Consider the following 26,997-nt stretch of genomic DNA (forward strand, 5'->3'; position numbering starts at 1 on the left):
GGCGAGCGCGGCTACCAGATCGTGCTCGAGCACGCCAACACGCCCGAACTGCAACAGCGCTGCCTGAAGATCTGCGAGATCGGTGCCCAGATGCGTCTGCTCTACACCACCGCGCTCTATCACGACTACGTCGCCCAAGAAATCCCGCTGCCCGAGCTCGAACTCGCCGCCTGAACGAGGACAAGGCACGACTGCATTGGCATCGACGGCCCCCGCGCGGGGCCTGACCGGACGAAAGGCTTGCACATCATGGCAGTAACCAAGACAGACGAATTCGCCAACCACATCAACGGCGAATGGACCAAGAGCGCCAGCGGGCGCACCTTCGACAACGTCAACCCCGCGGACACGGACGACATCGTCGGCCGCTTCCAGGCCTCCACGGCGCAAGACGCGCAGGCCGCGGTAGCCGCCGCGGCGGCGGCGTTCGAGGCGTGGAAGAAGACCCCGATCGGCAAGCGCGCGAAGATCCTCAACGGCGCGGCCGACTGGCTCGAAGCCAACGCCGCCCAGATCGCGGAGGAGCTCACGCGCGAAGAAGGCAAGGCGCTCGGCCTGAGCAAGGACGAAGTCCTGCGCTCGGCGCAGACCATCCGTTTCTACGCAGTGGAAGGGCAGTCGTTCGCGGGCGAGACCTATCCGCAGGACGACCCCGACATGCTGGTCTACAGCCAGCGCGAGCCGCTCGGTGTGGTGACGGTGATCTCGCCGTGGAACTTCCCGGTGTCGATTCCCGCGCGCAAGATCGCGCCGGCGCTGATCGCCGGCAACACGGTGGTGTTCAAGCCCTCGTCGGACGCGCCGCTGAGCGGCTACCGGCTGGCGCAGGCCTTCGTCGAGGCCGGCATGCCCAAGGGCGTGCTCAATTTCATCACCGGCCGCGCCGGCGACGTGGGCCCGGCCATCACCGAGGCGCCGGCCGTGCGCGCGATTTCCTTCACCGGCTCGACCGCGGCCGGCCAGCACATCCACCGCTCGGTGTCGCTGAGCACGCGCACGCAGATGGAGCTCGGCGGCAAGAACCCGCTGATCGTGATGGAAGACGCCGACCTCGACCGCGCGGTGGACCTCACCATCAAGGGCGGCTTCTCGCTGAGCGGGCAGGCCTGCACCGGCACCAGCCGCGTGCTGGTGATGGCCTCGGTCAAGGCCGCCTATACCGAGAAGCTGCTGGCCAAGGTCGGCACGCTCAAGATCGGCAGCGGCATGACCCCGGGCATGGACCTCGGCCCGCTGGCCACGCGCAAGCAGCTCGAGACCGTGCTGGGCTACGTGGACATCGGCAAGGCCGAGGCCACGCTCCTGTGCGGCGGCGAGCGCCTGAGCGGCGGCGATTTCGACAAGGGCTTCTACGTCGCGCCGGCCATCTTCACCGACGTCACGCAGCAGATGCGCATCGCCCGCGAGGAAATCTTCGGCCCGGTGATCGCCATCATCGAGGTGAGCAGCTACGCCGACGCCATCGCCAAGGCCAACGACACCGAATACGGCCTGTCCGCCGCCATCGTGACCAGCAACCCGCGCTACGCGCACGAATTCGCCAGCGACATCCAGTCGGGCACGGTCAAGATCAACCGCACCACCACCGGCAACCTGGTCAACGCGCCGTTCGGCGGGCTCAAGCAGTCCAGCACCTCCACCTTCCGCGAGTCGGGCCGGGCCGGGCTGGAGTTCTATACGCAGATCAAGACCGTGTACCGCGGCTGCTGAGGCGGCGCGGACTCAACCCATCAAGCAGGAAGCAGGAGCAGGACATGAGAAAAGCCATCAAGCTGGAACTGAAGGAAGCCCGCCACATGGTGGCGGCCGCGATCCGCAAGTCGGAGGAAATCGGCGTGCTGGAAACGATCTGCGTGGTCGACGACGGCGGCTATCCGCTCGCGCTCGAACGCATGGACGGCGCCCGCATCACCGGCCCGCAGATCGCCTGGAACAAGGCCTTCACGGCCGCCGGCCACAAGCGCTCCACCCATCTGTTCAACCAGGTGCCCAATGGCCCCGCGCTGCCGGGCAACGAAGCGTTCGGCATCCAGTGGAGCTTCGAGGGCAAGTTCGCGGTGTTCGTCGGCGGCTTCCCGATCGTGGTCAACGGCGAGGTGATCGGCGGCATCGGCCTGAGCGGCGGCAACGGCGAGCAGGACACCGCCTGCGGCGTGGCCGCGCTGGCCGCGCTGCAGGAACTGCTGGCCGGCGACGACCTCAAGGTGCTGGTCGAAGCCGACATCAAGAAGTAAGCAGGAAACCGCCAAATCGGCCTGCCGATTGTTGTCTCCCTTCTCCTGCGTGCGGGAGAGGGGAGCAGACCGCCGGCAGCACGCCGCGCCTTCGCCTTTCACGCATTGCCGAGTCAGCCATGTCTTACCGTATCCATCTCATCGAATCCCAGCAATCGTTCGAAGTCGGCGCCGACGAATCGGTGCTCGACGGCGCCCTGCGCGCCAACGTGCAAATGGCCCACGACTGCCGCTTCGGCGGCTGCGCCACGTGCCGCGTCAGGCTGGTGGAAGGCACGGTGGCCTATGAGGAATACCCCATGAGCCTGACGCCGGAGGAAGAGGAGGAAGGCTTCGCGCTGGCCTGCCAGGCGCGTCCCACCAGCGACCTCGTGATCAGCACCGCGCGGCCCGGCGAGCCCTGCGTCGAGCCCGCGCGGCACACCGCGGTGATCCGCAAGATCGAGCCGCTGTGCGCCGACGTGGTGCACCTGACGCTGGAGCTGCCGCAGGCCGAGGCGCTCGACTACCGTCCGGGCCAGTACCTGAAGATCTTCACCGGCGACGGCGTGGCGCGCAGCTTCTCGATGGCGTCGGTGCCGAAGGACCGCATCGTGGACCTGCACGTGCGCCGCATTCCCGGCGGCTACTTCACCGAGCGCCTGCTGGCCGGCCTGCGCTCCGACGACCAGCTCGACGTGGAGCTGCCGCTGGGCGGCTTCTATTTCCGCAAGGACGACTACCGCCCGCTGGTGATGGTGGCTACCGGCACCGGGCTGGCGCCGATCAAGAGCATTCTCGAATCGCTGATGGACGACCCGGACTGCCCGCCGGTGTCGCTCTACTGGGGCATGCGCACCGAGGCCGATCTCTACCTGCACGACCAGATCCAGCAGTGGGGTGCGCGCCTGTACGACTTCCAGTACGTGCCGGTGCTGTCGCGCGCGGGCGAGGGCTGGAGCGGGCGCCGCGGCCACGTGCAGCAAGCGGTGGCCGAGGACCTGCCCGACCTGTCCGAGCACGCCATCTACCTGTGCGGCTCGCCGGACATGATCCGCGACGCGCGCGAGACCTTCATGGGCCTGGGCGCCAGCGGCGCGCACATCTACGCGGACAGCTTCACCTTCCAGCGCACCTGAACATGGACCAGCCCGGCGGCAGCCTCGGCGCGCGCCATTCGCCGCTGTTCGCGCAGGTGACGGATACCTTGCGCCAGCGCATCGTGGGCGGCGTCTACCGCCAGGGCGACCGCCTGGTGGAGCATGCCTTGTCGGAGGAGCTCGGTGTGTCGCGCGTGCCGGTGCGCGAGGCGCTGCGCGCGCTCGCGGCCGAAGGACTGGTGCGCATCGAGCCGCGCCGCGGCGCCTCGGTGGCGCGGCTGTCGGAGCATATGGCGCGCGAGATGGTGGAAGTGCGCGCCACGCTGGAAGGGCTCAACGCCAAGCTGGCCGCGCAGCGCCGCGATCCGCGCCTGGTGACGGAGCTGCAGGCGGTATTGCGCGAGGGCACGGCGGCCGCGCGCGGCGGCGAGGAGGAGCGCCTGCTCGCGCTCAACTTCCGCTTCCACGAGGTGCTCGGCAACATTGCCGCCAACAGCGTGCTGCAGGAGATGATGCGCTCGCTGCGCGAGCGCACCGGGCTGGTGTTCGCGCCGGCGCACCGCCTGCGCGCGCAGCAGAACTGGGACGAGCACGCGCAGATCCTGCGGGCGGTCATCGCCGGCGATGCCGACCTCGCCGCGCTGCTGGCCACGCGCCACGTCTACAGCGCGGCGGACGACGCCACGCCGGTCGCGCCCGAGGCGCAGGCCGGCGCATGAGTCGCGCAGCCGCCTTCGCGCCGCGGCCGCGCTTCGCCTAGACTCAACGGAGTGGGCGCGATGCGCGCCGGCGCGCATCGCATGCCGCCGTTCCCCGTTCCCCGTTTTCCGACAGGAGAGTGCTCATGACCTGCAAGATCCAGGTGGTCTTCTACAGCATGTACGGACACGTCTACAAGATGGCCGAGGCCGTGGCGGCCGGCGCGCGCGAGGTCGACGGCGCGGAAGTGGCGCTGCTCCAGGTGCCGGAACTGGTGCCCGACGCGGTGCTGGAAAAGAGCGGCGCCAAGGCCGCGCGCGCGGCCTTCGCCCACGTGCCGGTGGCCGAGCCGGACAAGCTGGCCGACGCCGACGCCATTCTGTTCGGCACGCCCACGCGCTTCGGCAACATGTGCGCGCAGATGCGCAATTTCCTCGACCAGACCGGCGGCCTGTGGATGAGCGGCAAGCTGGTGGGAAAGGTCGGCAGTGTCTTTACCAGCACCGCCACCCAGCACGGCGGGCAGGAAACCACGATCACGAGCTTCCACACCACGCTGCTGCACCAGGGCATGGTGATCGTGGGCGTGCCCTACGCCGAGGCGCGGCTGCTCGACATGAGCCAGATCACCGGCGGCACGCCGTATGGCGCGTCCACGCTCACCGCGGCGGACGGCTCGCGCCAGCCCAGCGAGAACGAACTGGCCATCGCGCGCTACCAGGGCCGCCACGTGGCCACCATCGCCGCGAAGCTGGCCGCGCATTGAGGGGGGCGGCGCCATCGCCGGCTAGTCCGGCGCGGCGCCCCGCAGCACGCCGGCCACGCGCCCGCGCAACACCGGCAGCAGGTCCTGCGCGAACCAGGCGTTGTGCTTGAACCAGCCCTGGTTGCGCGGCGACGGGTGGGGCAGCGGCAGATACGCCGGCGCGTGCGCGGCAAAGCCGGCCACCGTGGCCGTCACGCCCTCGCGCGCCGCCGCGCCGAGAAAATGCCGCTGCGCGTATTGTCCGACCAGCAGCGTCAGTTCGACGCGCGGCAGGCGCGCCAGCAGCGCGTCCATCCACAGCGGCGCGCATTCCTTGCGCGGCGGCAGGTCGCCGCTGGCGCCGCGTCCCGGATAGCACAGGCCCATCGGGATGATGGCGATGCGCGCCGGGTCGTAGAACACCGTCTTGTCCACGCCCATCCATTCGCGCAGCCGGTCGCCGCTCGGGTCGTCCCACGGGATGCCGCTGGCGTGCACGCGCGCGCCGGGCGCCTGCCCGACGATCAGGATGCGCGCGGGGGCCGCGGCCTGGACCACCGGGCGCGGGCCGAGCGGCAGCGCGCCGGCGCAGACGCGGCAGGCGCGGACCTGGGCGAGCAGGGCGGGAAGGTCGGGTTCGGTGGCTGGCACGTCGTGAAATGCGTACGGCATCGGGTCTGGCGGTGAAAGCTGCCGGTCGGCATTGTCGAGAGTCTATTCGCTATCCCGGTCGACGGGCGCGCGCCTGTCGCTCCCGCCGGAGTCGAGCGAAGGCGGCTGATCGGCAGGCTGGAGCCAGATGGATCCTCCACGACACATGCCGAAGATCCGCAATTCAACGAACGATCGATGACGCATCGGATGACTCGGCGATGCCCCATCGGGGGATCTCGTGCTGCCCCATCGAGAGGCAGACGTTCTTGATCTCGCAGAAGGTCTCCAGGCTTGCCGCGCCACCTTCGCGGCCGATGCCGGAATCCTTGATGCCGCCGAAGGGCTGGCGCAGGTCGCGCACGTTCTGGCTGTTGATGAAGACCATGCCTGCCTCGATGCCGCGAGCCAGGCGGTGGGCCTTGCCGATGTCCCGCGTCCAGACGTAGGAGGCCAGGCCGTAGCGGATGTCGTTGGCCATCCGCAGCCCGTCGTCTTCGGCGTCGAACGGAATCAGGCAGGCCACCGGGCCGAAGATCTCTTCCTGGGCGACGCGCATGCGGTTCTCGACGTTGGTGAGGACGGTGGGCTGGACGAAGTTGCCATGCCGCATGCTTGCCGGCAGCCCCGGCGGCACTGCGCCGCCCGCGGCGACGGTGGCCCCCTCTTGCCGCGCCATCTCGACGTAGCCCGTGACCTTTTCCCAGTGCTGCCGCGCGATCATGGCGCCGACATGAGTGGCTGGATCGCGCGGATCCCCCACTACCAGACGTTGTGAGCGCTTGGCGAAGGCGTGGGCGAAACTGTCGTAGATGCTGCGCTGGATGAAGATGCGCGAGCCGGCCGTGCAGCGCTCGCCGTTGATCGAGAAGATGGTGAACAGCGTGGCATCCAGCGCCCGGTCCAGATCCGCATCGGCAAACACCAGCACGGGGGACTTGCCGCCCAGTTCCATGGACAGGCGCTTGATGCCCGCGCGCTCGGCGATGCGGTGTCCCGTGGCCGTGCCGCCCGTGAAGGAGATCACCCGCACATCGGGGTGCCTGACCAGGGCATCGCCGGCCTCGGCGCCATAGCCATGCACGATGTTCAGCACGCCCGCGGGCACGCCCGCTTCCAGGGCCAGTTGGCCCAGCCGGTCGACGGTCATCGGCGACAACTCGGACATCTTCAGCACCGCCGTATTGCCCAAGGCCAGGCACGGCGCGACCTTCCAGGTGGCATTCATCAGCGGCACGTTCCACGGCGAGATCAGGCCGCACACGCCCGCCGGCTGGTACAGCGTGTAATTGAGCATCCGGTCGTCGGCCGGATAGGTGTGGCCGTTGACGCGGGTGGCAACCTCGGCGAAGAAATTGAAGTTCTCGCCGGCCCGGGGTACCAGTTGATGCCTGGTCTGCTGGATCGGCAACCCGGTATCGTCCGTCTCCATCGCGGCGAGCTCCGGCACATGGCGCTCGATCAGCGCGGCGAGGTCGCGCAGGATGCGGGCGCGTTCCCTGGCGGGCCGGCCTGCCCAGGCGGGAAAGGCTGCCTTGGCGGCGGCGACGGCCAGGGCAATCTCCTTCTCGGTGCCGCGGGCAACCTCGGCCAGGACCTTGCCCGTGGCGGGATTCAGATTTTCAATGACGGACGGACTTTCGACTGACCGGCCGTTGATCAGGTGGGAAATCATGGCTTGGCTTCTCGATCGGTGAGCGGGCGGGCGGCGCCGCATGGTGTCTTACGGGAGGCGCGCGCGATGGCCGGCACCGGCGGAGCCGACCGCGACGACGGCTTCGATCTCGATCTTCAGGCCGGGGCGGGCCAGTTGCGCCACGCCGACGGTGGAGCGCGCGGGCGGAGACTCGGGAAAGGTCCGGCGAAAGACGGCATTCATGCCCTGGAAGTCGGCATCCAGGTCGGTCATGAAGACCGTCAGCTTGGCGATGTCCGCCATGCTCGCCCCGGCGGCATCGAGTACCGCGCGGATATTGCGGAATGCCAGTTCGGTTTGCGCGGCAATGCCTTCGGGAATTTCCCGGGATACCGGGTCGGACCCGGTATGCCCGGAAACGAACAGCAGGTCGTCGACGCGGATCGCGGGCGAGTAAGGGCGGTGCGGCAGCAGGCCCGTGGCAGGGATGATGACTTCGCGCTTCATGAGGATGCTGTTCTCCGTGCGGCGGATCGAGGGTTTCATTCGACGTAGAGGGGGATGGCGCGCGTAGTGGGTGCCTGTACCGGTTGGGGTTCGCCGGTCGCCAGGGAGGTCACGCGCATGGACTCCTCGAACCAGCAACGCGGCGGCGGCGGGCCCCACAGGCTTTGGCGGCGCGGGTTGTCGAGCTCCCAGCGCTTGGGCGGCTGGTCCCGGTCCACGGTAAGGTAGTCGCCGGTGTATAGCTCGAAGCGGTTGCCATCGGGGTCGCGGACGTAGACGAACAGGGCGTTGGAGATGCCGTGGCGGGCCGGACCGCGCTCGATGTTGTCGGCGTATCCGGCCGCGGCCAGGGCATCGCAGGCGCGAATCACGCCCATCGGCTCCATCAGGGAAAAGCCGGCATGGTGCATGGTCGGCCCCGGCCCGGTCATGACCGCCAGATCGTGCGTCGTGGGCTTGCGATAGAGCCAGGCGCCGTACACGTGGTCGTCGGGCGGAGCCGATTGCGTGTACTCGGAGCAGAAGAAGCCCAGCTCGCGGGTGTACCACTCGTAGCCGGCCTGCGCGTCCGGCATCAGGACGTTCACATGGTCCAGCCGCGTCGGACAACCGTGGCGATGCAGGTGGTATTGCTGCAGCAGCGATTCCACCGGCTGTTTGGTGGCGTAGTACTCGATCGGGAAACCGAACGGGTCCTGTACCTGCAAGGTGCGCCCCTGACCGCGCTTTTCCCACGGCTGGAGCCAGCGCATCGGCAACTGCCGGGCCTGGAACTTCCGTGCGAGCTGGTCCAGGTCTTCCTCGCGGGACACCCGAAAGCCAATGGCGCCGACGCCCGGCGTGCCGGACTGCGTCAGCACCATGCTGTGATGCTCGCGATCTTCGATGGCGCGCAGGTACACATGCCGTTCGTCGCGCTCGGTCTCGAACAAGCCGACCGCGTCCACGTAGAAATCGCGCGAACGGGAGAGGTCGTCAACGAAGTATTCGATATGCCCGAGGCGAAGGATGTTGAAATTCATGTCGTCCATATTGCGCTCCATGTGGTTCTCCTTGTCCATGCCGCTGCCAGCGGCGATTCGATGTCATCGATTTTCTTGTGGTGGCTTGCGTGGCGCTGTATCCAGAGATACAGCGCCACTCAAGCGGCGAACGGGGCCAGCCGCAGCGGCAACACGCTCTCCAGCCACATCGCCAGGGCGAGCAGTCTTCCTTCCTGGTAGCGTGGGGCGACAAACTGGATGCCCGCCGGCAGATCGTCGCTGGCCGATGTCCAGAGCGGATAGGACATTGCCGGCACCTGCGCGCCGTTGAACGCCGGCGTATAAGGATTCCACGACATCCAGTCCGCCCCGGGCCAGTGCTCCGGCTGGTCCATCCCCGCGCGGAAGGCCCGGATCGGGACAGTGGGCAGCAGCAGCATGTCCACGCGCTCGAACAGCGCCTCCAGTGCGCCGGCGTGCGCATCCCGCTGCCGGCACAGGGCGTGGTACTCCGGCATCGACCCGCATCGGGCGGCGCCGGCAAACGCGACGAGCCCGGGGTCCAGCTTTGCGCGCCGGGCGGGCGGGACGCCCGCGACCGCGGCCGCGCACCCCAGCCGGTATAGTTCTGCGGCGGTTCGGGATGCCGCATGGATGTCGTAGTCCACCTCCTCGATGCAGGCGCCGCCGTCGGCCAGGAGGACGAGCATGCCGTGCATGGCCGCGTGGACGGCCGGTTCGCTTTCTGCCCAGCGTCGCGGCGCGAGCAGGCCGATGCGCAGCTTGCCCGGAGGCGTGCCCGCGGCGGATATCCGCAGCGCCTGGCCCAGGTTCGAGGTCCAGTCCGCCGGGCTGGGGCCGCTGACGACCTGCAGGGTTTCGGCGATGTCGCGCGCGTGCGTGCCGAGCAGGCCGGCATGCACCAGGTGCGAAAACGCACTGGGGAACGGCGCCAGCGGGATGCGGCCATGATTCGGCTTGAGCCCGATGACGCCGCAGAAGGTCGCGGGGATACGCACCGACCCGCCGGCATCGCTGCCCAGCGAGATGCGGACCACGCCGGCCGCCACCGCCGCGGCGCAGCCCCCGCTGCTGCCGCCCGGCGTGAGCGCCGTGTTCCACGGATTGCGGGTGATGCCAAAGGCCGGGCTGTCGGTCACGCCTTTCCAGTTGAACTCCGGCGCGCGCGTCTGGCCCAGCAATATCGCCCCCGAGGCCAGCAGCCGCCGCACGCAGACCGTGGTGTCCGGGGCGGGAGTGTCGGCGGTGGTGGCCGATCCCCGGCGGGACGGCCATCCCCGCACGGAAGCGGACTCCTTGACAGTGATGGGCATGCCGTCGAGCGGCCCCAGCGGCGTGTCGTGCCGCCAGCGCCTGGCGGACTGCGACGCCGCCACCAGGGCCGGCTGCCGATCGATCAGCGCAAAGGCATTCAGGACCGGATCGACCCGCTCGGCATGCTCCAGGGCCGAACGAACGACGTCGACCGGGGTCAGCGCACGGTCGCGGTACAACGCGCGCAGGCGCTGGAAACTGGCTTGGTGGATCATGCCGCCCGGCCCTGAACGGCGGAGGATTCGCATTCGTTCCGCCTGGCGCTGCCAAGGTAGCTGCGCAACAGATCGGGATCGTCGGCCATCGCCTGGCTGCTGCCGGACTTGACGATGCGGCCGAGTTCGATCAGATACGCCAGGTCGGCGTTCCTCAGGGCCAGGCGGGCGTTCTGCTCCACCAGGATGACGGTGAGCCCTTCCTCGCGGCGCAGCGCCACCACCACTTCCATGATCTGCTGGACGATCTTCGGCGCCAGTCCGATGGAGGGTTCGTCCAGCAGCAGTATCTTCGGGCGTGCGATCAGGGCGCGGCCAATGGCGACCATCTGCTGCTCGCCGCCCGACAATGTCCCCGCCAACTGGCCGCGGCGCGCTTGCAGGATCGGGAACAACGTGTAGATGCGCGCGAGCTCGCGCGCGAGATCGGTCCGGCGCCGCCGGGTGTAGGCGCCCAGCAGCAGGTTGTCCTCGACGCGCATCGAGCCGAACAACGCGCGTTTTTCCGGGATCAGGCTCATGCCGCGGCGCACGCGCTCGACCACCGGCGCATGCCCGATGGCGGTTCCGTCCAGCGCGATGCTGCCCGAATGGATGGGCAGGCTGCCCATCAGGGCCTTGAGCAAGGTGCTCTTGCCGGCGCCGTTGGCGCCGATCAACGTCACCAGCTTCCCCTGCGGCACGTCGAAGCTGACATCCTCGAGGGCATTGACCCGGCCATAGGCCACGGTGAGATTGCGCACGGCCAGCGTACTCATGCCTCGGCTCCCAGATAGGCGGCGACCACGGCCGGGTCGCGCTGCACCTCGGCGCTGGCGCCTTGCGACAGCAGCTCGCCGTAGTTCAGGACAAAAAGGTAGTCGACGCAGCCCATGACCAGGTCCATGTCATGCTCCACCAGCAGGATGGCCATCCCCCGTTCGTCGCGCAGCCTGCGCATGAGGGCGACGAGCGCGCGCTTCTCCGGCTCGCGCAGGCCGGCCGCCGGTTCGTCCAGCAACAGCACGCGGGGATGCGCCATCAGCGCGCGGGCTACCTCGACCAGGCGCTGGCTGCCCAGGGTCAGCTCGGCCACCGGGCGTCCCGCCTCCGCCGCCAGCCCGACCTGCGCCAGCGCGGCATGAGCCGCCGCGGCCAGGGCGCGCTCCTCGGCCCGGTCCCGGCCCAGCGCCGCCGCCAGCAGGCCGGCGCGGCCGTGGATGTAGCCGCCGAGCATGACGTTCTCCAGGACGCTCAGTTCCGCGACCAGTTGCACGTGCTGGAAGGTCCGGGCCACGCCCTGGCGGACGACCTGCGCCGATGTTCTTGCCAGCGGCTCGCCGCCCAGGGTGATCCGGCCCCGGGTGGCGGGCAGCACGGCCGTCATGACGTTGAACAGGGTGGACTTGCCCGCCCCGTTGGGCCCGATCAGGCCGGTGATGCGCGCGGCGCCGATCTCGATAGACACGCCCTGCAGCGCTCTGAGGCCCCCGAAGTGCTTCTCCACCGCCTCCACGCGCAGCGCGCGCGCCGGCAACCTGTCCGCCCCGGCAGGCGAGACCGCATGGCCTTCCATTGCCGGCGCGGCGGCAGAGCGGGGCACGCGCACCCAGGTCATCAGGCCGTTCGGCCAACGCAGCAGCGCGGCGATGAGAATCGCACCGAACAGCATGCTCTCCATCTGTCCCGGCAGGTCGAGCAGACTGGCGACCAGGTACTGCGCGCCGATCTCCAGGCCGGTGAACGCGATGGCCCCCAGCAGCGCGCCGAGCGGATGGAGCGCGCCGCCGAGAACCACCATGATCAGCAGGTTGAACGAGGCGCCGACGGAAAACGAACCGGGACTGAGGAATTGCATGTAGAACGCGTACAAGCCGCCAGCCAGCGCGGTCATGGCGGCGGACAGGACGAATATCCGGATCTTCACCGCGGCCACGTCGACGCCGAACGCGCTCGCCATCGTCGGATTGGACTTGATGGCCGCGGCGGCTCTTCCGATCCGCCCGCGATGGATGCGGCAGAAGGCGAGGAAGGACAATGCCACCACACCCCAGGTGAGCGCCGTCATGGCGCGCGTGCCGAGCACGGCGCCATGCAGGCTGAAGGCGGGGATGTCCGGCAGGCCGGAAGCACCGCCCGTCACCCCGGTCGCGGCACCGAAGCAGACATGGATCGCCATGCCCCAGGCCAATGTGGCCAGCGGCAGGTAATGGCCACGCAGGCGCAGCGTCAGGTGTCCGAGCAGGCAGGCCAGCGCCGCGCAGCCGGCCACGGCGGCAGCCAGGGCCAGCAGCGGTGGCCAGCCGGCGTCCCGGGTGAGAATGGCGGCGGCATAGGCGCCCGTGCCGAGGAACGCGGCATGGCCCAGGGACAACTGCCCGGCCGCCAGCAGGAACGACAGGCCAAGGCAGACGATCGCGTGGATGCCGGCCAGCGCAAGCAGCCCCGCGTAATAGGTCGGCAATGCCGCAATCATGGTCGCCAGGACCAGCGTGGAGCCGACAAGAATCGATTTGGTGGAATGCATGCGCTTTCGAGCTAGGGAGTTGTCAGGGGTGCGTCATTCGTCGTGCGCGGCGGCGCCGCGGTTGCGCCACAGCAGGATCGGAATGACGAGGGCAAAGACGAGTGCGTCGCGATATGCGCTGCTCAGAAACGACGCGAAGGATTCGAGCGCGCCCACGAGGAACACCCCCGCCACCGAGAGCGGATAGTTGATCAGCCCGCCCATGGCGGCGCCGACGAAGCCCTTGAGGCCAACGACAAAGCCCATTTCATAGTGCGCAGTCACCAGCGGGGCCAGCAACATGCCGCTGAGGCCGGACAGCGCGGCCGCCAGGAAGTAGCTGAGCCGGCCCGCGAACACGACCGGAATGCCGCAATACTCGGCGCCCTCGCGGTTGATGGAGGCCGCGCGCAATGCCTTGCCCGCCAGCGTGTGGCGGAAGAACAGATACAGCGCCAGCGCCGCGGCCAGCGAGATGGCGACGATGAACAGTGACTGGGCGCCCACGCCGATGCCGGCGAATGCGAGGCTCGCATCGCTGAGCGCGGGCACCGGCCGTGGGTCGGGGCCCCACAGCAGCAGCGCCAGCGGATGCAGGATCATCGCCACCCCCACGCCGATGATGACCAGCACCACCGTGGAACTATCCGGCTTTGGCTCCACGGTGAGGCGATAGACGATCGGTCCCAGCGCCGCCACCAATGCCACGGAAGCCAGCATGCGCAGTCCGGCAAAGGGCAGCCGCAGCGACAGCATGCATAGCACCGCCAGCGCAAGGAAGGCCCCGAGATAGCCCGCCAGCGGGCGCAGCAGGCTGCGCTGGCCGTGGCGCGCGCGGCGCAGATCGAGCAGCAGGCAGGCGCCGCCGCCGGCGGCCACCACATAGGCGACCGGCGCCAGCGTGCTTTCCAGGAAGCTCGCGTAGGTCAATGCGCCGAAGGTGATGTACTCGCCTTGCGCGATGTTGACCACGCGCGTGGTGGTGTAGACCAGCACCAGGCTCAGTCCGAGCAGGGAGTAGACGGCGCCGTTGGTCAGGCCATCCACGAGCAGAAACAGCGAGGTGAGCGCGTCCATGGTCATTTCAGCAGTTCGAAGTTGCCGTTCCTGACGATGGCGAGGAAGGTGCTGCGCCCGTCCAGGCCGAGGTGGTCCTGCGGGCTGTAGTTGTAGATGCCGGTGACGCCGACATATTCCCGCGTCTGCTCGATCGCATCGCGCAACGCGAGCCTGGCCTGGGCCAGGCCGGAAGCCTTGCCGGCGGCAACGACCTGGCGATAGGCGGCGACCGGAATGTTCACGGTGTCGTAGGCCTGCGCGGCGAACAGGTCGGCCTTGCCCGCGCCGTACTTGCCCTCATACAGGCCGACGAAGCGCTCGACCACCGGCTTGATCGGGTGGCTGGCCGGCAGCTGCCGGTAGACGGTGAGCGCGGCCGTGCCGACCACGGCGCCCTCGATCGCCTTCTTGCCCACGGCGATGAGCGCCGCGGTGGACGAGCCGGCACCGTGCAGGATCTCGCCCCCGAAGCCGACCCGGCGCAGGCTTTCGTGCGCCAGCGCGGACGAAGGCGGGATGGCGTGGACGTACACGGCATCCGGTTTCTGCCGCACTACGCGCATCGCCTGCGGCGTGAAATTGGTGTCGCCCCGCGCGAAGCGTTCCGCCGAGACGATCTTCATGCCTTTCTCGCCGGCGATGCGCTGGAATTCGACCCAGCCGCCCTCGCCGTAAGAGTCCTCCAGGCCCATGAAGGCGACCGTGCGATAGCCCTTGCTGCGCAGGTAGTCGACGGTGCGGACGATCATCAGGCGATCGGTCAACGGGGTCTTGAAGGTAAAGCGGTGCTGATCGGCCGGCTCGATCACCGCGGCCGCCGAGGCCAGCGACAGATTCGGCGTCTTCTCCTCCTCGATCACCTTGTTGACCGCCAGCGATGCGGGCGTCGTCGTGCAGCAGATGACGAGATGAACGCGATCCTCCTGGATCAATTTGCGCGCGGCATTGACCGCGCGCGCCGGGTCGGAGCCGTCGTCGTACTTGACGAACGTGACGCGGAAAGGGAGTTCGGCGTCCTGGCCCAGCCGCTCCTGCATCAGATTGATGGTTGCCACGGCGCCGGCGGCGATGGCCGATGCCCCGCCGGTCATGGAACTCACCACGCCGATGCGCAGTTCCGGGCGCGTATCGGCGTTTGCCGCGTGGGCCAGCGCCAGGCCGGCGAGACTGAGCGCCGCGGCGGACCGCTTGATTCCCAACATGTCTTGTCCCCCTCGAAGATCCCGGCTCGCGCCGGCCGCGTTGCCACTCGGAGGCAAGCGCCGGATTGCGTGCTGGTGGAGAGGGCAGTCTCTCAGCGGGCGGCGCGTCACGCTGTATCTGGCGATACAAGAGGGGGGAAGCAGCCCTAGGGGTTTCCCCCGAAGGGGTGCCGTGCGCCCGCGCCGGCGTGTTTGCCTGGCGCTAGTGGGAGGGCTGAACGAGAGACTTCAGCAAGAGCACGCGCCGGCCGCTGAAGGCAATGACGCCGTCGCGCCGGAAGCGGTTGAGGACGCGGGTCACGGTAACGCGGGACAGGTCGGTGAGATGGCCGATCTGCTCATGCGTGAGGTCGACGGCCACCGCGCGCCCCGGGGACTCGGGATGCTGGTGTGTTACCCGGAACTGCTCGAGGAACTGGACGATGCGTTGTTCGGGCGGATCGAACACGGTCTGCCGCAGCCGTTCGATGGCCTGGCGCTGTTTGATGCTGAGCAGGTACAGCATGGCCATGGCGAAGGTCGGATCGCTCGCGACCATCGCCGGCATTCGCCGGATGTCGAACCGCAGCAGTCGCGAAGGCTCCATGGTGCGCGCGGACGCGCAGCGCGGGCGCTGCAGGAAGGCCGCGGCTTCGCCGATGACGCTGCCCGGCCCCATGATGTTGAGGATGGATTCCTGCCCGTCCTCGCTGAGCATGTGAACGTGGAGGCGGCCCTCCACCACCACGTAGAACGCCTGGTCGATCTGCCCCTGGCTGAACAGGCAGACCCCGCTCTCCAGACTGAGAGATTCGCCCAGGTGCGTCAGCGAACGCAGATAGGCAGCCTGCTCGCCTTGCGGGAGCCAGGTTTCCATCGCCAGAAACTGCGACAAGCCTTCAGCGGTGCCTTTGCTCATGGGGCCTTCCGTGGACATGTCCGACTACATGGCGGAAATTGTACGGCCACCATTGGGGACCGGCGCTGTCTTAAGGGTAATCCCTGGCCCCAACTCGCCGCCGGCCCCGGCAGCCCCGGAGCGCGCCCGCGTCAGAACCGGTGCCGCATCCCCAGCCCGAAGCTGTCGCCGTGCGACTGGTCGGTCAGCTTGTCGTAGAAGTAGGCCACGTACACGTCGGTGCGCTTGGACAGGTTGTAGTCGTAGGCGAGGCCGGCCGTGTTGCGCCGGAAGTCCGCCGCGTCGTTCCTGGTCTTGTCGTAGGCATACGAGACCAGCACGCTGCCCGCGCCGACCGGGATGGACGCGCCGATCTGGCCGTTGGTGTGCTTGATGTCGCCGGTGGCGTTGTTCACGCTGCTCTTGATGTACTGGCCCTGCGCGAACAGCTTGACCACCTTGAAGTCGTAGCTCACGCCGACCTGTACCGCGTTCTGCTTGTCGAAGCCGGCCAGCGTGGCGGGCGAGGTGACGTCGCCCGGCACGTTGCTGAACTTGACCTGCTGGAACGCCACGGTGGCGCCGAAGCCGCCGTTGAAGTAGAGCACGTTGCCGCCCCACTTGTTCTGGCCGTTGCTGCCCGGCTGCTCGCCGAAGGCGTAGATCGCGTTGGCGGTGAGGCCGCCGATGGTGGGCGTGGAGTACACCAGCGAGTTGCTCCAGCCCGAGTCGCCGATGATGCCCGGGTCGAACACGCGGCCGTTGCTGGCGGTGAAGTAGGTGTGGAAGATCGACGGCGAGAAGGTGTAGGAGTCGATCAGCGGGTTGAACAGGATCGTCGAGATGAAGTACGGCGTGGTGTTGCGCCCGAGCCGGACCGCGCCCAGCTTGTCGCTCTGCAGGCCGACGAAGGCGTTGCGCGTAAACAGCGGGTCGCCGTCGAAGCGGCCCTGCTTGCCGGCGTCGGGGCGGAAGAAGCCGTTGAGGTCGAAGATCGCCTTGAGGCCGCTGCCGAGGTCCTCGGTGCCGCGCACGCCCCAGTACGAGGTCTGCATGCCGCCGCTGTCCACGCCGTAGGCGCGCTGGCCGCCGCCGGCCTTGCTGGCGCCGGCGAAGGCGTCGACCATGCCGTAGAGCGTGACGCTGGACTGCGCCATCGCGCTGCCGCACAGCAAGGCTGCGGCCATGATCGCCGGTTTGACCACCGGCTTGAACTTGTAATGCATGAAGACCTCCCTGGTTGATCCCGTTCTTGTCATTGCTGTGGTTGCTGGCTCTTGTGGTATGGCATCGCTGCATCCGGGCGCCGGCCCGGCGCGGGCGCGACAGGGCCCGCGGGGGCGTGAGCGGGACACGTCCCCGTTTGCATCTGGCGTCTTGCGGTTCGTTGGAAATGGCCGGGCCCAGGGCGGGCCCGCCGCTAGGCTGGCGGCCGCCGCGGGCCGGCCTGCGCGCGTCGTCGATGTGGCATCGGTTGGCGATGGATGGCTGCGATGGATGCAGTTTGCGGCAATTCGATCGCACGCAACCAGCACTTATTTCTTCTCATGGCGCGCGCAAAATGTGTGCGCTGGCGGAGCCGGCGCCATCGTCGCCCGGCGCTGTCGGCGCCGTCGCCCCACGCGGCTTGCGCCAGCGGCTGGTACAGCCCCGCCAGCGCGGCCTTCAGGTGCTCGGAAAAGGCCGCCGCCGCCGGCGGCAGGATGCGGCCCTTGCGCGCGCCCAGCACCAGCCGGCCGGCGCACAGCTCGGGGTCCGACAGCGGGATGGCGGTCAGCGTGCCCTGGCGCGTCTCGCGCAGCGTGCCGGCCTGGAACTGGAAGCTGATGGCGCCGGTCTGGCGCGAGAAGCTCTTGAGCATCTCCACCGTGGTGGCCTCCAGCATGACCCGCAGCGACAGCCGGTTGCGCGCGCAGATGGCCTCGATCAACTGCCGGCTGCCGAAGCTCTCGGGCCCGAGCGCGACCGGGTAGGGCTGGCAGTCGGACAGGCGCAGCGAGCGCCGCTCCGCCAGCGGATGGTCGGGCCGCATCATGGCGCAGAACGGCTGCGCGGAGACCGACAGCTCGTGCAGGAACGGCGTGGGCGGCGGGTCGTGCGCGAGCAGCAGGTCCGCCTCGTCCTCGCGCAGCGCGGCCAGCAGCTCGCCGGAGTTGCCCACCGAGACGCGGAACTGCACGCCGCGGTGGGTGGCCTGGTAGCGGCCGATGACCTCGGGCAGGAAATCGGTGGCGACCGATTCCACCGTGGCCACGCGCACGGTGCCGCGCACCAGCCCGCGCAGCTGCTCCATCTGCGCGGCGGCGGCGTCCAGGTCGGCCAGGCTGCGCCGCACGGTGGCGATCAGCACCTCGCCGGCGGCGGTCAGGCGCACGCCGCGCGGCAGGCGCTCGAACAGCGCGGTGCCGACCTGCTGCTCCACCTCCAGGATCTTGCGGTTCAGCGCGGTGGACGCCACGTGCAGCTGTTCGGCGGCCTTGCGGATGGAACCGTGGCGGGCCACGGCGTCCAGGTAGAGGTACAGGCGAGGCGGGTGGAGCATGGCGTGGGCGCTCGGGCGCTAGTGAGAACGATAAGTTCTCGCTAGCAAGGATCGTGCGCGCGCCTGGCCCGGAACGAGGGCGCGCTCAGGGCACCACCGACAGGAACAGGTAGGCCGCCAGCAGCACCAGGTGCACCACGCCCTGCAGCATGGTGGTCCGCCCCGAGTGCAGCGTCAGCGTGCTGACCAGCAGCGTGAACGCCAGCAGCACGGTCTCGGTCGGCCCCAGGCCCAGCACGAGCGGCTTGCCGACCACGATGAAGACCGCCGCCACGGTGGGAATGGTCAGGCCGATGCTGGCCAGCGCCGAGCCCAGCGCCAGGTTCATGCTGGTCTGCAGCCGGTCGGCGCGCGCGGCGCGCAGCGCGGCCAGGCCTTCGGGCAGCAGCACCAGCGCGGCGATCACGATGCCCACCACCGCGGGCGGCGCGCCGGCGCTGGCCACCGCGGCTTCCACCGTCGGCGAGAGCAGCTTGGCCAGCCCGACCACCGCCACCAGGCACACCAGCAGCATGCCGCCGCTGGCCAGCGCGACGCGCGTGGGCGGCGGCGGCGCGTGCACGCTTTCGTCGGAGTTGCCGGGCACCAGGAAGTAGTCGCGGTGGCGCACCGTCTGCACGAACACGAAGCTGCCGTACAGCACCAGCGAGGCGATGCCGGCGAAGGCCAGCTGCGACTGCGACAGCATCGGCCCGGGCACCGCGCTGGTGTAGTTCGGCAGCACCATCGTCAGTCCCGCCAGCGCGGCCAGCACCGCCAGCGCGGCGGTGGCGCCGGGCGCCTGGAAGGCCTGCTCGCGGTGGCGCAGGCCGCCCACCAGCAGGCACAGCCCGACGATGCCGTTGCATACCAGCATGGCCGCGGCGAACACCGTGTCGCGTGCGAGTCCGGCCTTTTCCGGGCCGGCCGAGAGCATCACCGAGACGATCAGCGCCACCTCGATCACCGTCACGGCGATGGCCAGCACCAGCGTGCCGAACGGCTCGCCCACCTTGTGCGCCACCACCTCGGCGTGATGCACGGCGGCGAACACGGAACCCGCCAGCGCCACGCCGGCCAGCGCCAGCAGCAGCGCCTGGCCGGGCAGCGCCAGGCCCGCCGCCAGGATGGCCCAGGCCGCCAGCGGCAGCCACAGCGTCCAGGCCGGCAGTTTTGTCGAAGTCAAAGTCATCCGTTCTCCCTTTTTTCGTTGGATCTTGCGATGGTGGCGCGGTTTTGTGCCGTATCGGGCCCGCCGGGCATGCCGCTGGCCGTTTCCCCCTTTGCGTCCTATTGTGGTTCAGCCTGGGCACGCAAGCCGCGCGCCAGGCGTGCATCGCGGAGATAAGGCAGGCCAGCGGGTAATTCGGTTCCCGATAATTCGCATGAATTGACAGAAATTGGTGGTGAATTTGCTGGAATTGCCGTTGCTTCGGCGAATTTCCGCCAGATGGCGCCGTCCCGGGTGAAGCCGGCGGCACCGGAGCGCGCCGGCGCCGCATGCGGCGCACGCGCGCGGCAAGCGGTCCGGGCGGGACGCGGTTCCGTCACATCATCGGCTCGGCGCAGGCCCTGCCGCAACCTTTTCGCTTTTCCTCGTGGGAGCACAGTCATGCAAAAGTATGGATCGGCCAGATGGCAGGGCGGCATCAAGGACGGGCAGGGCACCATCTCGGCCCAGAGCGGGGTGCTGAAGGACGCGCCCTACGGCTTCAAGGCGCGCTTCGAAGGCGGCCCCGGCACCAACCCCGAGGAATTGATCGGCGCGGCGCACGCGGGCTGCTTCTCGATGGCGCTGTCGCTGATCCTTGGCGAGGCGAAGCTGGTGCCGGAGAAGATCGAGACCAAGGCCACCGTCACGCTGGACAAGGACGACAGCGGCTTCACCATCACCGCGGTGCAGCTCGACGTGGCGGTGCGCGTGCCGGGCGCCGACAAGGCCGCCGTGGAGCGTTGCCTGCAGGCGGCCAAGGCGGGCTGCCCGGTGTCGAAGGTGCTCAAGGCCGAAATCAGCATGCACGCCACGGTGGAGACCTGAGCCCGCCGCGCCAACAGTCCGGGCACGCCCGGACTGGCTTCCTATAATGAAAACTGCCTGCCGCGCGCCGCACCCCGGCGCGCGGCGTAGCGTGCGTTCGCCGGACGGAACGCGTCTCCTATATCCAGACCCATTAAAGATAAGGCAGACATCATGCATAGCAGTGAAGCAGTCCTGACCCAGGCCCGGGCGGCCATCGCCCACGTGCCGTTCCACAGCCATCCCATCCATCCCACCATCCACCTGCGCCTGAGCGACGGCGCGCTGATCCTCGAAGGCGACGTCCCGGACATCGTCGACAAATCCCGCGTGGCCGCGATGGTGCGCCGCGTCGACGGCGTGCCCGAGGTGATAGACCACCTGCGCATCGCGGCCGAGGGCACGCCGGTGGGCGACGCGGAGCTGCGCAATGCGATCTGCGTGCGGCTGCTGCAGGCCATCGATTTCCGCAACTGCCGCATCTGCGCCCATGCCAAGGGCCGCGTGGAGCCCGTGCGCGAGGCCGTGGGCGAATCCAGCGGCGAGATCGCCATCGAAGTCACCGACGGCGTGGTCACGCTGCGCGGCCACGTGATCAGCCTGTCGCACATGCGCCTGGCCGGGGTGCTGGCGTGGTGGTCGCGCGGCTGCCGCTGCGTCGTCAACGAACTGGTGGTGGCCCCGGCCGAGACCGACCGCGACGACGAAGTCACCGAGGCGCTGCGCCTGGTGCTGGAAACCGATCCGTTCGTCGACGCCGACCGCATCCACGTGCAGACGCGCAACCGCGTCGTCACGCTCGAAGGCTATGCCACCAGCGAGACCGCCCGGCGCCAGGCCGAGCGCGACGCCTGGTACGTCCACGGCGTGGAGGACGTGGTCAACCGCATCGTCCTGAGCAACTGAAGTCCCCCGCGGCGGGCGCGGCGCGCTACGCCCCGCCCGTGGCGCGCGCCATGTCCTCCACGCGCCAGTAGCGCCGCTGCGCCCGCAGCGCGAAGCGCGCGCGGTAGTTCGACATGGACATCCCCGTGGCCCGCTGGAACAGCCGGCGGAACGCCGCCGCGTCGCTGTAGCCGCACGCCTCGGCCACCGCCTGCGCGCCGTGCAGCGTCACTTCCAGCAAGGTCTTGGCGCGCTCCACGCGCAGCGTGTGCAGGTAGTCGAGCGGGCTCATGCCGCTGACCTGGCGGAAGTGCCGCAGCAAGGTGCGCTCGCTGACCGCGGCGGCCTCGGCCACCTGCGCGAGCCGGTAAGGCGCGTCCACGTTGGCCTGCAGCCAGCGCATGGCGCGGTAGACCGGGCTGTCGGCGGTGCGGCTCAGCCAGCGCTGCGAGACCAGCTCCGGCGTCAGCTGCTGGCGCCCGGCCTGGTACAGCAGCAGCCGCGAGCAGGCCTGCGCGAGATCGGGGTCGTGCAGGTGGCCCAGCACGCGCAGCATGAACTCGGTCTGGAGCGCCGGCGCCACGCAGCCGAACACGCGCTGGTGCACGCTCATGGGCTCGCTCGCGGAGAAATCGCAACGCGGATAGCGCCTGGCCATCCAGCTCTGGAACGGCCACGGCGCGCCCATGCGCGCGCCGTCGAGCAGGCCGAGCTCGGCCGGGAAGGCGATGCCGCATTCGCCGGCCGCGATCCAGCCGCCCGCCTGCGCGTGCCGCTCCAGCAGGCGCAGCGCCGGGCCGGCGCCGCTCACGATCTCCTCCAGGTGCGGCGCGTTGCGCGCGTGCACGCCCGGCACCACCACCAGCGCGTTGCCGTCCTCGCCGCCGCGGCGGCGGCGCGACGGCTCCAGCCCGAGCGCGGGCAGCGACAGCGCGCGGCCGCCGGGGCCGATCACGCTCCAGCTCAGGCCGGGGTCGGCGTCGGGGCGCTGCAGGCGGGCCACGCCGGCCGCGGTGCGCAGCACGTCCAGCGCGCCGAACAGCATGCCCGGCATGGCATCGGGCAGCCACAGCAGGCGCACGCGCAGCGGCACGGCGCGCGGTGGCGGCGCGGCGGCGGGTGGAAGGGCGGTCGGGTCGGCGCAGGCGGTCATGGCGAGATCGGCATTCCAAATGGCGGGATCGATCCTACCCCGAGGCGCGCGCCCGGGCTAGCATCGTCGCTCGGCCGGCACCACGCTGCCGCCACGACAACAATGCCAACAGGAGACTTCATGCAGCCATCCCTGCGCCGACTTACCCATGCCGCCGCCGTGCTCGCCCTGGCGCTCGGCGCCGCCGGCAGCGCCCGCGCGGCCGACCAGCAACTGCTCGACGGCGCGCGCGCGGCCCAGCCCGCGGTGATCCAGTCGCTCAAGGACATGGTGTCGATCGAGTCGGGCAGCGCCAATGCCGCGGGCCTGGCGCGGATGGCCAGCTTCACCGAGGGCCGCCTCAAGGCGCTCGGCGCCACCACCGAGCGCATCGCCGTCACGCGCGGACCCGGCACCATCGTCAAAGGCACCTTCACCGGCAACGGGCGCCGCCGCATCATGCTGATCGCGCACATGGACACCGTCTACGGCCCCGACACGCTGGCCACCCAGCCGATCCGGCAGGACGGCAACCGCCTGTACGGCCCCGGCATCGCCGACGACAAGGGCGGCATCGCCGTGATCCTGCACTCGCTGGCGCTGCTCAAGGCCGCCGGCTGGCAGGACTACGCCCGGCTTACGGTGCTGTTCAACCCGGACGAGGAAGTGGGCTCGCCGGGCTCGGGCGACACCATCGCCACGCTGGCCGAGCAGCATGACGTGGTGCTGTCCTGCGAGCCGTCGGCGGGCTCGGTGGTCATGAAGGGCCAGCCGCTGCTGCTGGCCTCGGCCGGCGTGGCCACCGCCACGCTCGACGTGAAGGGCCGCGCCGCGCATGCGGGCGCCGCGCCCGAACTGGGCCGCAACGCGCTCTATGAACTGTCCTACCAGATGCTGCAGACGCGCGACGTGGCCAGGGACGTGCCCGGCGCCGCGCTGATCTGGACCCGCGCCAGCGCCAGCGGCCCGCTCAACCAGGTCACGGAGCAAGCCGAGGCGGTGGGCGACGTGCGCCTGACCCGGCCCGGCGCGCTGGAAAAGCTGCAGGCCGCGCTGCAGAGCAAGCTGGCCGCCGGCAAGCTGATCCCCGACACGGAAACCACGCTGACGCTGACCCCGGGCCATCCGCCCTACGTGGCGGACCAGCGCGGCCGCGCGCTGGCGGCGCGCGCGCAGGCCATCTACCAGGAGATCGACCGCGAGCTGACGATGGTGCCGCAGACCGGCGGCGGCACCGACGCGGGCTACGCCGCGCGCTCGGGCAAGCCCACGGTGCTGGAGAGTTTCGGGCTGGCGGGCTTCGGCTACCACGCGCGCGACGAATACATCGAGATCGACTCGATCGTGCCGCGGCTTTACCTGATGTCGCGCATCCTGCAGGAGATCGGCCGCGACTGAGAGCCGCGCGCGATTGCGGCGCGGCGTGTTTCAGGCGGGCTTGCGGGCGGTGCCGAAAGCCTGCTCGCAGCACGCCAGCCACGCGCGCGCGGCGCGCGACAGGTAGCCCTCGCGCCAGACCAGGCCAAGCTCCCACACCAGCCCCGCGGCCAGCGGGCGGATCGCCACGCGCGCGGGGTCGAGCTGGCCGGCGACCGGCGCGGGCAGGATCGCCACGCCCACGCCGGCCGCCACCAGCTCGCCGATGAAGTCCCACTGGCGGCTCTGCCCGGCGATCTGCGGCGTGAAGCCGGCCGCCTCGCAGGCGTCGAGCAGCATGCGGTAGAGCACGAAGTCGTCCTCGTACATCACGAACGGCCGGCCGGCCAGATCCGCCAGCTTCACCGCGCCGGCCTTGCGCGGCGCGTCGCCGGCGGGGAACACCGCGACCAGCGCGTGGCTGGTCACGGCCAGGCTGGCCAGCCCCGCCACCGCCGCCGGCAGCACGGTCACGCCGAGGTCCAGCTCGCCGGCGGCGACGCCTTCCTCCAGCGCGCGGCCGCCTTGCTCGCGCAGCCGCAGCTTGACGCCCGGGTACAGGCGCCGGTACGCGCCGATCACCGGCGCCATGTAGCGCCCGGCCATCGGCGGAATGCCGACCCGCAGCTCGCCGCGCGCCATGCCGTCCACCTCGGCCACTTCCTGGCGCAGGCGGGCCACCTCGGCCAGCACGGCCTGGCCGCGCGCGAACACCACCTCGCCCGCGTCGGTCAGTTGCACGGTGCGGCCCTCGCGCAGCAGCAGCGGGCCGCCCAGTTCTTCCTTCAGGCTCTTGACCATCTTGCTGATGGTGGGCTGGGTCACGTGCAGGGTCTCGGCCGCGCGGGTGAAGCCACCCTGGCGGACCACCTCGACGAAATAGCGCAGGGCGCGAATGTCCATTGGGCTGCCTGAAAGATTGCCAACTCCGATCGCCGTCGGATTGCCGTCGGATCGTGGTCGGATCGTGGTCGGATCGCCGCGCCGGATTGGTATTCCAGATCGGCATCGATTCGATAATTTATATTCATTTTATATATCGAAGTGCGCTTCGTACACTAGCTTCCGTCGCCATCCCCGGTTTTTCCCCGATCCATGCACAGCGCAATTCCCTCCACGCCGGACCCCGGCCACCCGGCGCCGTCCATTTCCTCCCCGCGGCCCGCCGGCCGGCTGCGCAACGGCGCCGTGGCCGGCGCGCAGGTGGCCGCGCTGTCCGCCCTGTGGCTGCTGGCGGACTGGCTGCGCGTGCGCTTGGGCATTCCGCTGCCGACCGGCCTGCTGGGCCTGATGGCGCTGGCGGCGCTGCTGTTCAGCGGCGCCGTGCGCGGCGGCTGGGTGCGGCGCGGCGCCGACTGGCTGCTGGGCGAGATGCTGCTGTTCTTCATTCCCGCCGTCTTGGCCGTGGTGCAGTACCCGGACCTGGTCCGGCACCAGGGCCTGCGCATCTGCGCGGTGATCGGCGCCAGCACGGTGGCGGTGATGCTGGTCACGGCGCTGGTGGTGGAGCAGGTCTACCGGCTGGAGCTGCGCCTGGCGCGCCGCGCGCGCGGGCGCAAACATCTCCGGCAGCGGCACCTGGGCAAGGAGCAGCATCGTCATGCGTGACACCGTGCTGGCGGCGCTGAGCTTCGCGGCCACCGTCGCCTTCTACTATCTCAACAAGCGCGTCTACGCGCGCCGCGCGCGGCTGTGGCTGATGCCGCTGCTGGCCACGCCGGTGGTGCTGATCGCGCTGGTGCTGGCCGCGCGCATTCCCTATCGCGACTACATCGCCGACACGCGCTGGCTGATGTGGCTGCTGGGCCCGGCCACCATCGCCTTCGCGCTGCCCATCTACGACCATCGCGCGCTGGTGCGCCAGCACTGGCTGTCGATCTCGCTCGGCGTGCTGGCCGCGGTGACGACGTCCGTGTTCAGCTCGGTCTGGCTGGCGCGCGGCTTCGGCTTGTCGGAGGCACTGCAGAAGGGGCTGGCGGTGCGTTCCGTGACCACGCCGTTCGCGGTGGACGCGGTGCGCGCGCTGGGCGGCCCGCCCGATCTGGCCGCGGTGTTCGTGGTCATCACCGGGCTGCTGGGCATGGCCATCGGCGAGACCGTGCTCGCGTGCCTGCCGTCGGTGCGCAGCCGGCTCGCACAGGGCGCCATCTTCGGCGCGGCGGCGCACGGCGCCGGCACCGCCAAGGCGCGCCAGCTCGGCGAAGTGCAGGGCGTGGTGGCCTCGCTGGTGATGATGATCGCGGGGCTGGTCAGCGTGCTGGCCGCGCCGTTGATCCGCGGCCTGTTCTTCTGACCTTCCGGCCTTTCGGCCATTCGACGCGGGGGCGGCCCCGCGCCGCCCGTGCCGCGGTACGATGTGCGCTGTTTTTTCAACCCACGCCCGCCGCCACGCATGGACTACGCGCACATCCTCGAACGCATCCACCGCGACATCCAGCCCCTGCTCGGCCAGGGCAAGGTGGCGGACTACATTCCCGAACTCGGCAAGGTCCGCGGCGACCGCTTCGGCATGGCGCTGGTGTTCGCCGACGGCCGCAGCCACTGCGTGGGCGACGCCGCGGTGCCGTTCTCGATCCAGAGCATCTCCAAGCTGTTCGCCTGCACGCTGGCGTTCCAGCTGCTGGGCGAAGACCTGTGGCAGCGCGTCGGGCGCGAGCCTTCGGGCAACGCCTTCAACTCGCTGGTGCAGCTCGAATACGAGCAGGGCCTGCCGCGCAACCCGTTCATCAACGCCGGCGCGCTGGTGGTGACGGATGTCCTGTGCAGCCGCTTCGTCCAGGCCGAGACCGCGCTGGTGCAGTTCATGCGCCGCCTCAGCGGCAATCCCGCCATCGACTACGACACCCGCGTGGCGCAGTCCGAGTCCGAGCACGCGGAGCGCAACCGCGCGATGGCCTATTTCATGAAGAGCTTCGGCCGCCTGGAGATGCCCGTCGACAAGGTCATCGAGGCCTATTGCCGCCAGTGCGCCATCACCATGAGCTGCCAGGACCTGGCCCGCGCCGCGCTGTTCCTCGCGCACGGCGGCGTGGTGCCGTGGAGCGGCGAGCGCATCCTCGGCGCCAGCCCGGCCAAGCGGCTGTCCGCGCTCATGCTGACCTGCGGCACCTACGATGCGGCCGGGGATTTCGTCTACCGCGTCGGCCTGCCGGCCAAGAGCGGCGTGGGCGGCGGCATCGTCGCCGTGCTGCCGCACCGCTGGGCGGTGTGCGTGTGGTCGCCGGGGCTGGACCACAGCGGCAATTCGCTGGCCGGCGTGCAGGCGCTGGAATGGCTGACCACGCTCAGCGGGCACTCCATCTTCTGAGCATCTGCGTGC

Annotated in this window: 26 protein-coding genes and 1 pseudogene; 12 read left to right on the top strand and 15 right to left on the bottom strand. The window is 69.7% G+C overall.

Features of this window, described 5'->3' with window-relative positions; translation table 11 throughout:
• The 6 genes and pseudogenes from K206_RS39405 to wrbA all read left to right on the top strand — a co-directional run.
• Window positions 1-174, top strand: a pseudogene (locus tag K206_RS39405) (iron-containing redox enzyme family protein); the annotation flags it as partial.
• Between the two features lie 75 nt (window positions 175-249).
• Complete coding sequence (locus tag K206_RS0126950; protein WP_020205483.1) at window positions 250-1,710, top strand: aldehyde dehydrogenase family protein; 1,461 nt, start codon at window positions 250-252, stop codon at window positions 1,708-1,710.
• 44 nt (window positions 1,711-1,754) lie between these two features.
• Window positions 1,755-2,234: a heme-binding protein gene (locus K206_RS0126955; RefSeq protein ID WP_020205484.1), complete on the top strand. Its 480-nt coding sequence runs from the start codon at window positions 1,755-1,757 to the stop codon at window positions 2,232-2,234.
• Window positions 2,235-2,353: 119 nt separating this feature from the next.
• On the top strand, window positions 2,354-3,352 hold the full coding sequence (locus K206_RS0126960; RefSeq protein ID WP_020205485.1) for a 2Fe-2S iron-sulfur cluster-binding protein: 999 nt from the start codon (window positions 2,354-2,356) through the stop codon (window positions 3,350-3,352).
• 2 nt (window positions 3,353-3,354) lie between these two features.
• Window positions 3,355-4,032: a GntR family transcriptional regulator gene (locus K206_RS0126965; protein WP_020205486.1), complete on the top strand. Its 678-nt coding sequence runs from the start codon at window positions 3,355-3,357 to the stop codon at window positions 4,030-4,032.
• Between the two features lie 125 nt (window positions 4,033-4,157).
• Entirely contained in the window at window positions 4,158-4,778 is a 621-nt protein-coding gene (wrbA, locus tag K206_RS0126970) for an NAD(P)H:quinone oxidoreductase (protein ID WP_020205487.1), read from the top strand.
• Window positions 4,779-4,799: 21 nt separating this feature from the next.
• Here wrbA and K206_RS0126975 read toward each other — a convergent pair whose 3' ends face one another.
• From K206_RS0126975 to K206_RS0127035, 13 genes are all read right to left on the bottom strand, one after another.
• Window positions 4,800-5,429, bottom strand: coding sequence for a uracil-DNA glycosylase family protein (locus K206_RS0126975; RefSeq protein WP_020205488.1), 630 nt, complete (start codon window positions 5,427-5,429; stop codon window positions 4,800-4,802).
• Between the two features lie 163 nt (window positions 5,430-5,592).
• Window positions 5,593-7,083 carry a 5-carboxymethyl-2-hydroxymuconate semialdehyde dehydrogenase gene (gene hpaE, locus K206_RS0126980; RefSeq protein ID WP_020205489.1) on the bottom strand — a complete coding sequence of 497 codons (1,491 nt, stop codon included), beginning with the start codon at window positions 7,081-7,083 and terminating at the stop codon, window positions 5,593-5,595.
• Between the two features lie 48 nt (window positions 7,084-7,131).
• Window positions 7,132-7,551 carry a RidA family protein gene (locus K206_RS0126985; protein WP_043367136.1) on the bottom strand — a complete coding sequence of 140 codons (420 nt, stop codon included), beginning with the start codon at window positions 7,549-7,551 and terminating at the stop codon, window positions 7,132-7,134.
• A 35-nt stretch (window positions 7,552-7,586) separates the two neighbouring features.
• Entirely contained in the window at window positions 7,587-8,594 is a 1,008-nt protein-coding gene (gene hpaD / locus K206_RS0126990) for a 3,4-dihydroxyphenylacetate 2,3-dioxygenase (RefSeq protein WP_231401690.1), read from the bottom strand.
• Between the two features lie 98 nt (window positions 8,595-8,692).
• A complete protein-coding gene (locus K206_RS0126995) occupies window positions 8,693-10,084 on the bottom strand; it encodes an amidase family protein (RefSeq protein ID WP_020205492.1) in 1,392 nt (463 codons plus the stop codon).
• Entirely contained in the window at window positions 10,081-10,842 is a 762-nt protein-coding gene (locus K206_RS0127000) for an ABC transporter ATP-binding protein (RefSeq protein ID WP_020205493.1), read from the bottom strand. The genes K206_RS0126995 and K206_RS0127000 overlap by 4 nt, the downstream gene beginning before the upstream one ends.
• Entirely contained in the window at window positions 10,839-12,539 is a 1,701-nt protein-coding gene (locus K206_RS0127005) for an ATP-binding cassette domain-containing protein (protein ID WP_231401691.1), read from the bottom strand. The genes K206_RS0127000 and K206_RS0127005 overlap by 4 nt, the downstream gene beginning before the upstream one ends.
• An 84-nt stretch (window positions 12,540-12,623) precedes the next feature.
• Window positions 12,624-13,646 (bottom strand): branched-chain amino acid ABC transporter permease, encoded by a 1,023-nt coding sequence (locus tag K206_RS0127010; protein ID WP_029044143.1) that lies wholly within the window; start codon window positions 13,644-13,646, stop codon window positions 12,624-12,626.
• Window positions 13,647-13,648: 2 nt separating this feature from the next.
• Entirely contained in the window at window positions 13,649-14,941 is a 1,293-nt protein-coding gene (locus K206_RS0127015; protein WP_155888256.1) for an ABC transporter substrate-binding protein, read from the bottom strand.
• A 91-nt stretch (window positions 14,942-15,032) separates the two neighbouring features.
• Window positions 15,033-15,728 (bottom strand): Crp/Fnr family transcriptional regulator, encoded by a 696-nt coding sequence (locus K206_RS0127020; protein ID WP_020205497.1) that lies wholly within the window; start codon window positions 15,726-15,728, stop codon window positions 15,033-15,035.
• Between the two features lie 131 nt (window positions 15,729-15,859).
• On the bottom strand, window positions 15,860-16,933 hold the full coding sequence (locus tag K206_RS0127025) for a porin (protein ID WP_020205498.1): 1,074 nt from the start codon (window positions 16,931-16,933) through the stop codon (window positions 15,860-15,862).
• A gap of 194 nt (window positions 16,934-17,127) precedes the next feature.
• A complete protein-coding gene (locus tag K206_RS0127030) occupies window positions 17,128-18,249 on the bottom strand; it encodes a LysR family transcriptional regulator (RefSeq protein ID WP_020205499.1) in 1,122 nt (373 codons plus the stop codon).
• A gap of 85 nt (window positions 18,250-18,334) precedes the next feature.
• Window positions 18,335-19,420, bottom strand: a complete 1,086-nt coding sequence (locus K206_RS0127035) for a calcium:proton antiporter (protein WP_029044145.1) — start codon at window positions 19,418-19,420, stop codon at window positions 18,335-18,337.
• A gap of 420 nt (window positions 19,421-19,840) precedes the next feature.
• Here K206_RS0127035 and K206_RS0127040 point away from each other — a divergent pair, with 420 nt between their 5' ends.
• A complete protein-coding gene (locus K206_RS0127040; RefSeq protein WP_020205501.1) occupies window positions 19,841-20,266 on the top strand; it encodes an OsmC family protein in 426 nt (141 codons plus the stop codon).
• Between the two features lie 153 nt (window positions 20,267-20,419).
• Window positions 20,420-21,151 (top strand): BON domain-containing protein, encoded by a 732-nt coding sequence (locus K206_RS0127045; RefSeq protein ID WP_020205502.1) that lies wholly within the window; start codon window positions 20,420-20,422, stop codon window positions 21,149-21,151.
• 25 nt (window positions 21,152-21,176) lie between these two features.
• Here the strand turns inward: K206_RS0127045 and K206_RS0127050 are convergent, their stop codons facing one another.
• Window positions 21,177-22,283 (bottom strand): GlxA family transcriptional regulator, encoded by a 1,107-nt coding sequence (locus tag K206_RS0127050; protein ID WP_020205503.1) that lies wholly within the window; start codon window positions 22,281-22,283, stop codon window positions 21,177-21,179.
• Window positions 22,284-22,403: 120 nt separating this feature from the next.
• On the opposite strand from K206_RS0127050, the gene K206_RS0127055 reads away from it, so the two are divergent.
• On the top strand, window positions 22,404-23,660 hold the full coding sequence (locus tag K206_RS0127055; protein ID WP_020205504.1) for a glutamate carboxypeptidase: 1,257 nt from the start codon (window positions 22,404-22,406) through the stop codon (window positions 23,658-23,660).
• Between the two features lie 30 nt (window positions 23,661-23,690).
• Here the strand turns inward: K206_RS0127055 and K206_RS0127060 are convergent, their stop codons facing one another.
• A complete protein-coding gene (locus tag K206_RS0127060) occupies window positions 23,691-24,581 on the bottom strand; it encodes a LysR family transcriptional regulator (protein ID WP_020205505.1) in 891 nt (296 codons plus the stop codon).
• Window positions 24,582-24,773: 192 nt separating this feature from the next.
• Here K206_RS0127060 and K206_RS39410 point away from each other — a divergent pair, with 192 nt between their 5' ends.
• The 3 genes from K206_RS39410 (at window position 24,774) to K206_RS0127075 (ending at window position 26,985) form a co-directional block, all read left to right on the top strand.
• Window positions 24,774-25,286 (top strand): CidA/LrgA family protein, encoded by a 513-nt coding sequence (locus K206_RS39410; protein WP_020205506.1) that lies wholly within the window; start codon window positions 24,774-24,776, stop codon window positions 25,284-25,286.
• The gene (locus K206_RS0127070) at window positions 25,279-25,971 is read left to right on the top strand and encodes an LrgB family protein (protein WP_020205507.1); all 693 of its coding nucleotides are present in this window, start codon (window positions 25,279-25,281) and stop codon (window positions 25,969-25,971) included. The genes K206_RS39410 and K206_RS0127070 overlap by 8 nt, the downstream gene beginning before the upstream one ends.
• Window positions 25,972-26,070: 99 nt before the next feature.
• Window positions 26,071-26,985: a glutaminase gene (locus tag K206_RS0127075; protein ID WP_020205508.1), complete on the top strand. Its 915-nt coding sequence runs from the start codon at window positions 26,071-26,073 to the stop codon at window positions 26,983-26,985.
• Window positions 26,986-26,997: the final 12 nt, after the last annotated feature.

Origin of the sequence: Cupriavidus sp. WS (assembly GCF_000395345.1) — a bacterium.
GTDB classification, from domain to species: Bacteria; Pseudomonadota; Gammaproteobacteria; order Burkholderiales; family Burkholderiaceae; genus Cupriavidus; species Cupriavidus basilensis_B.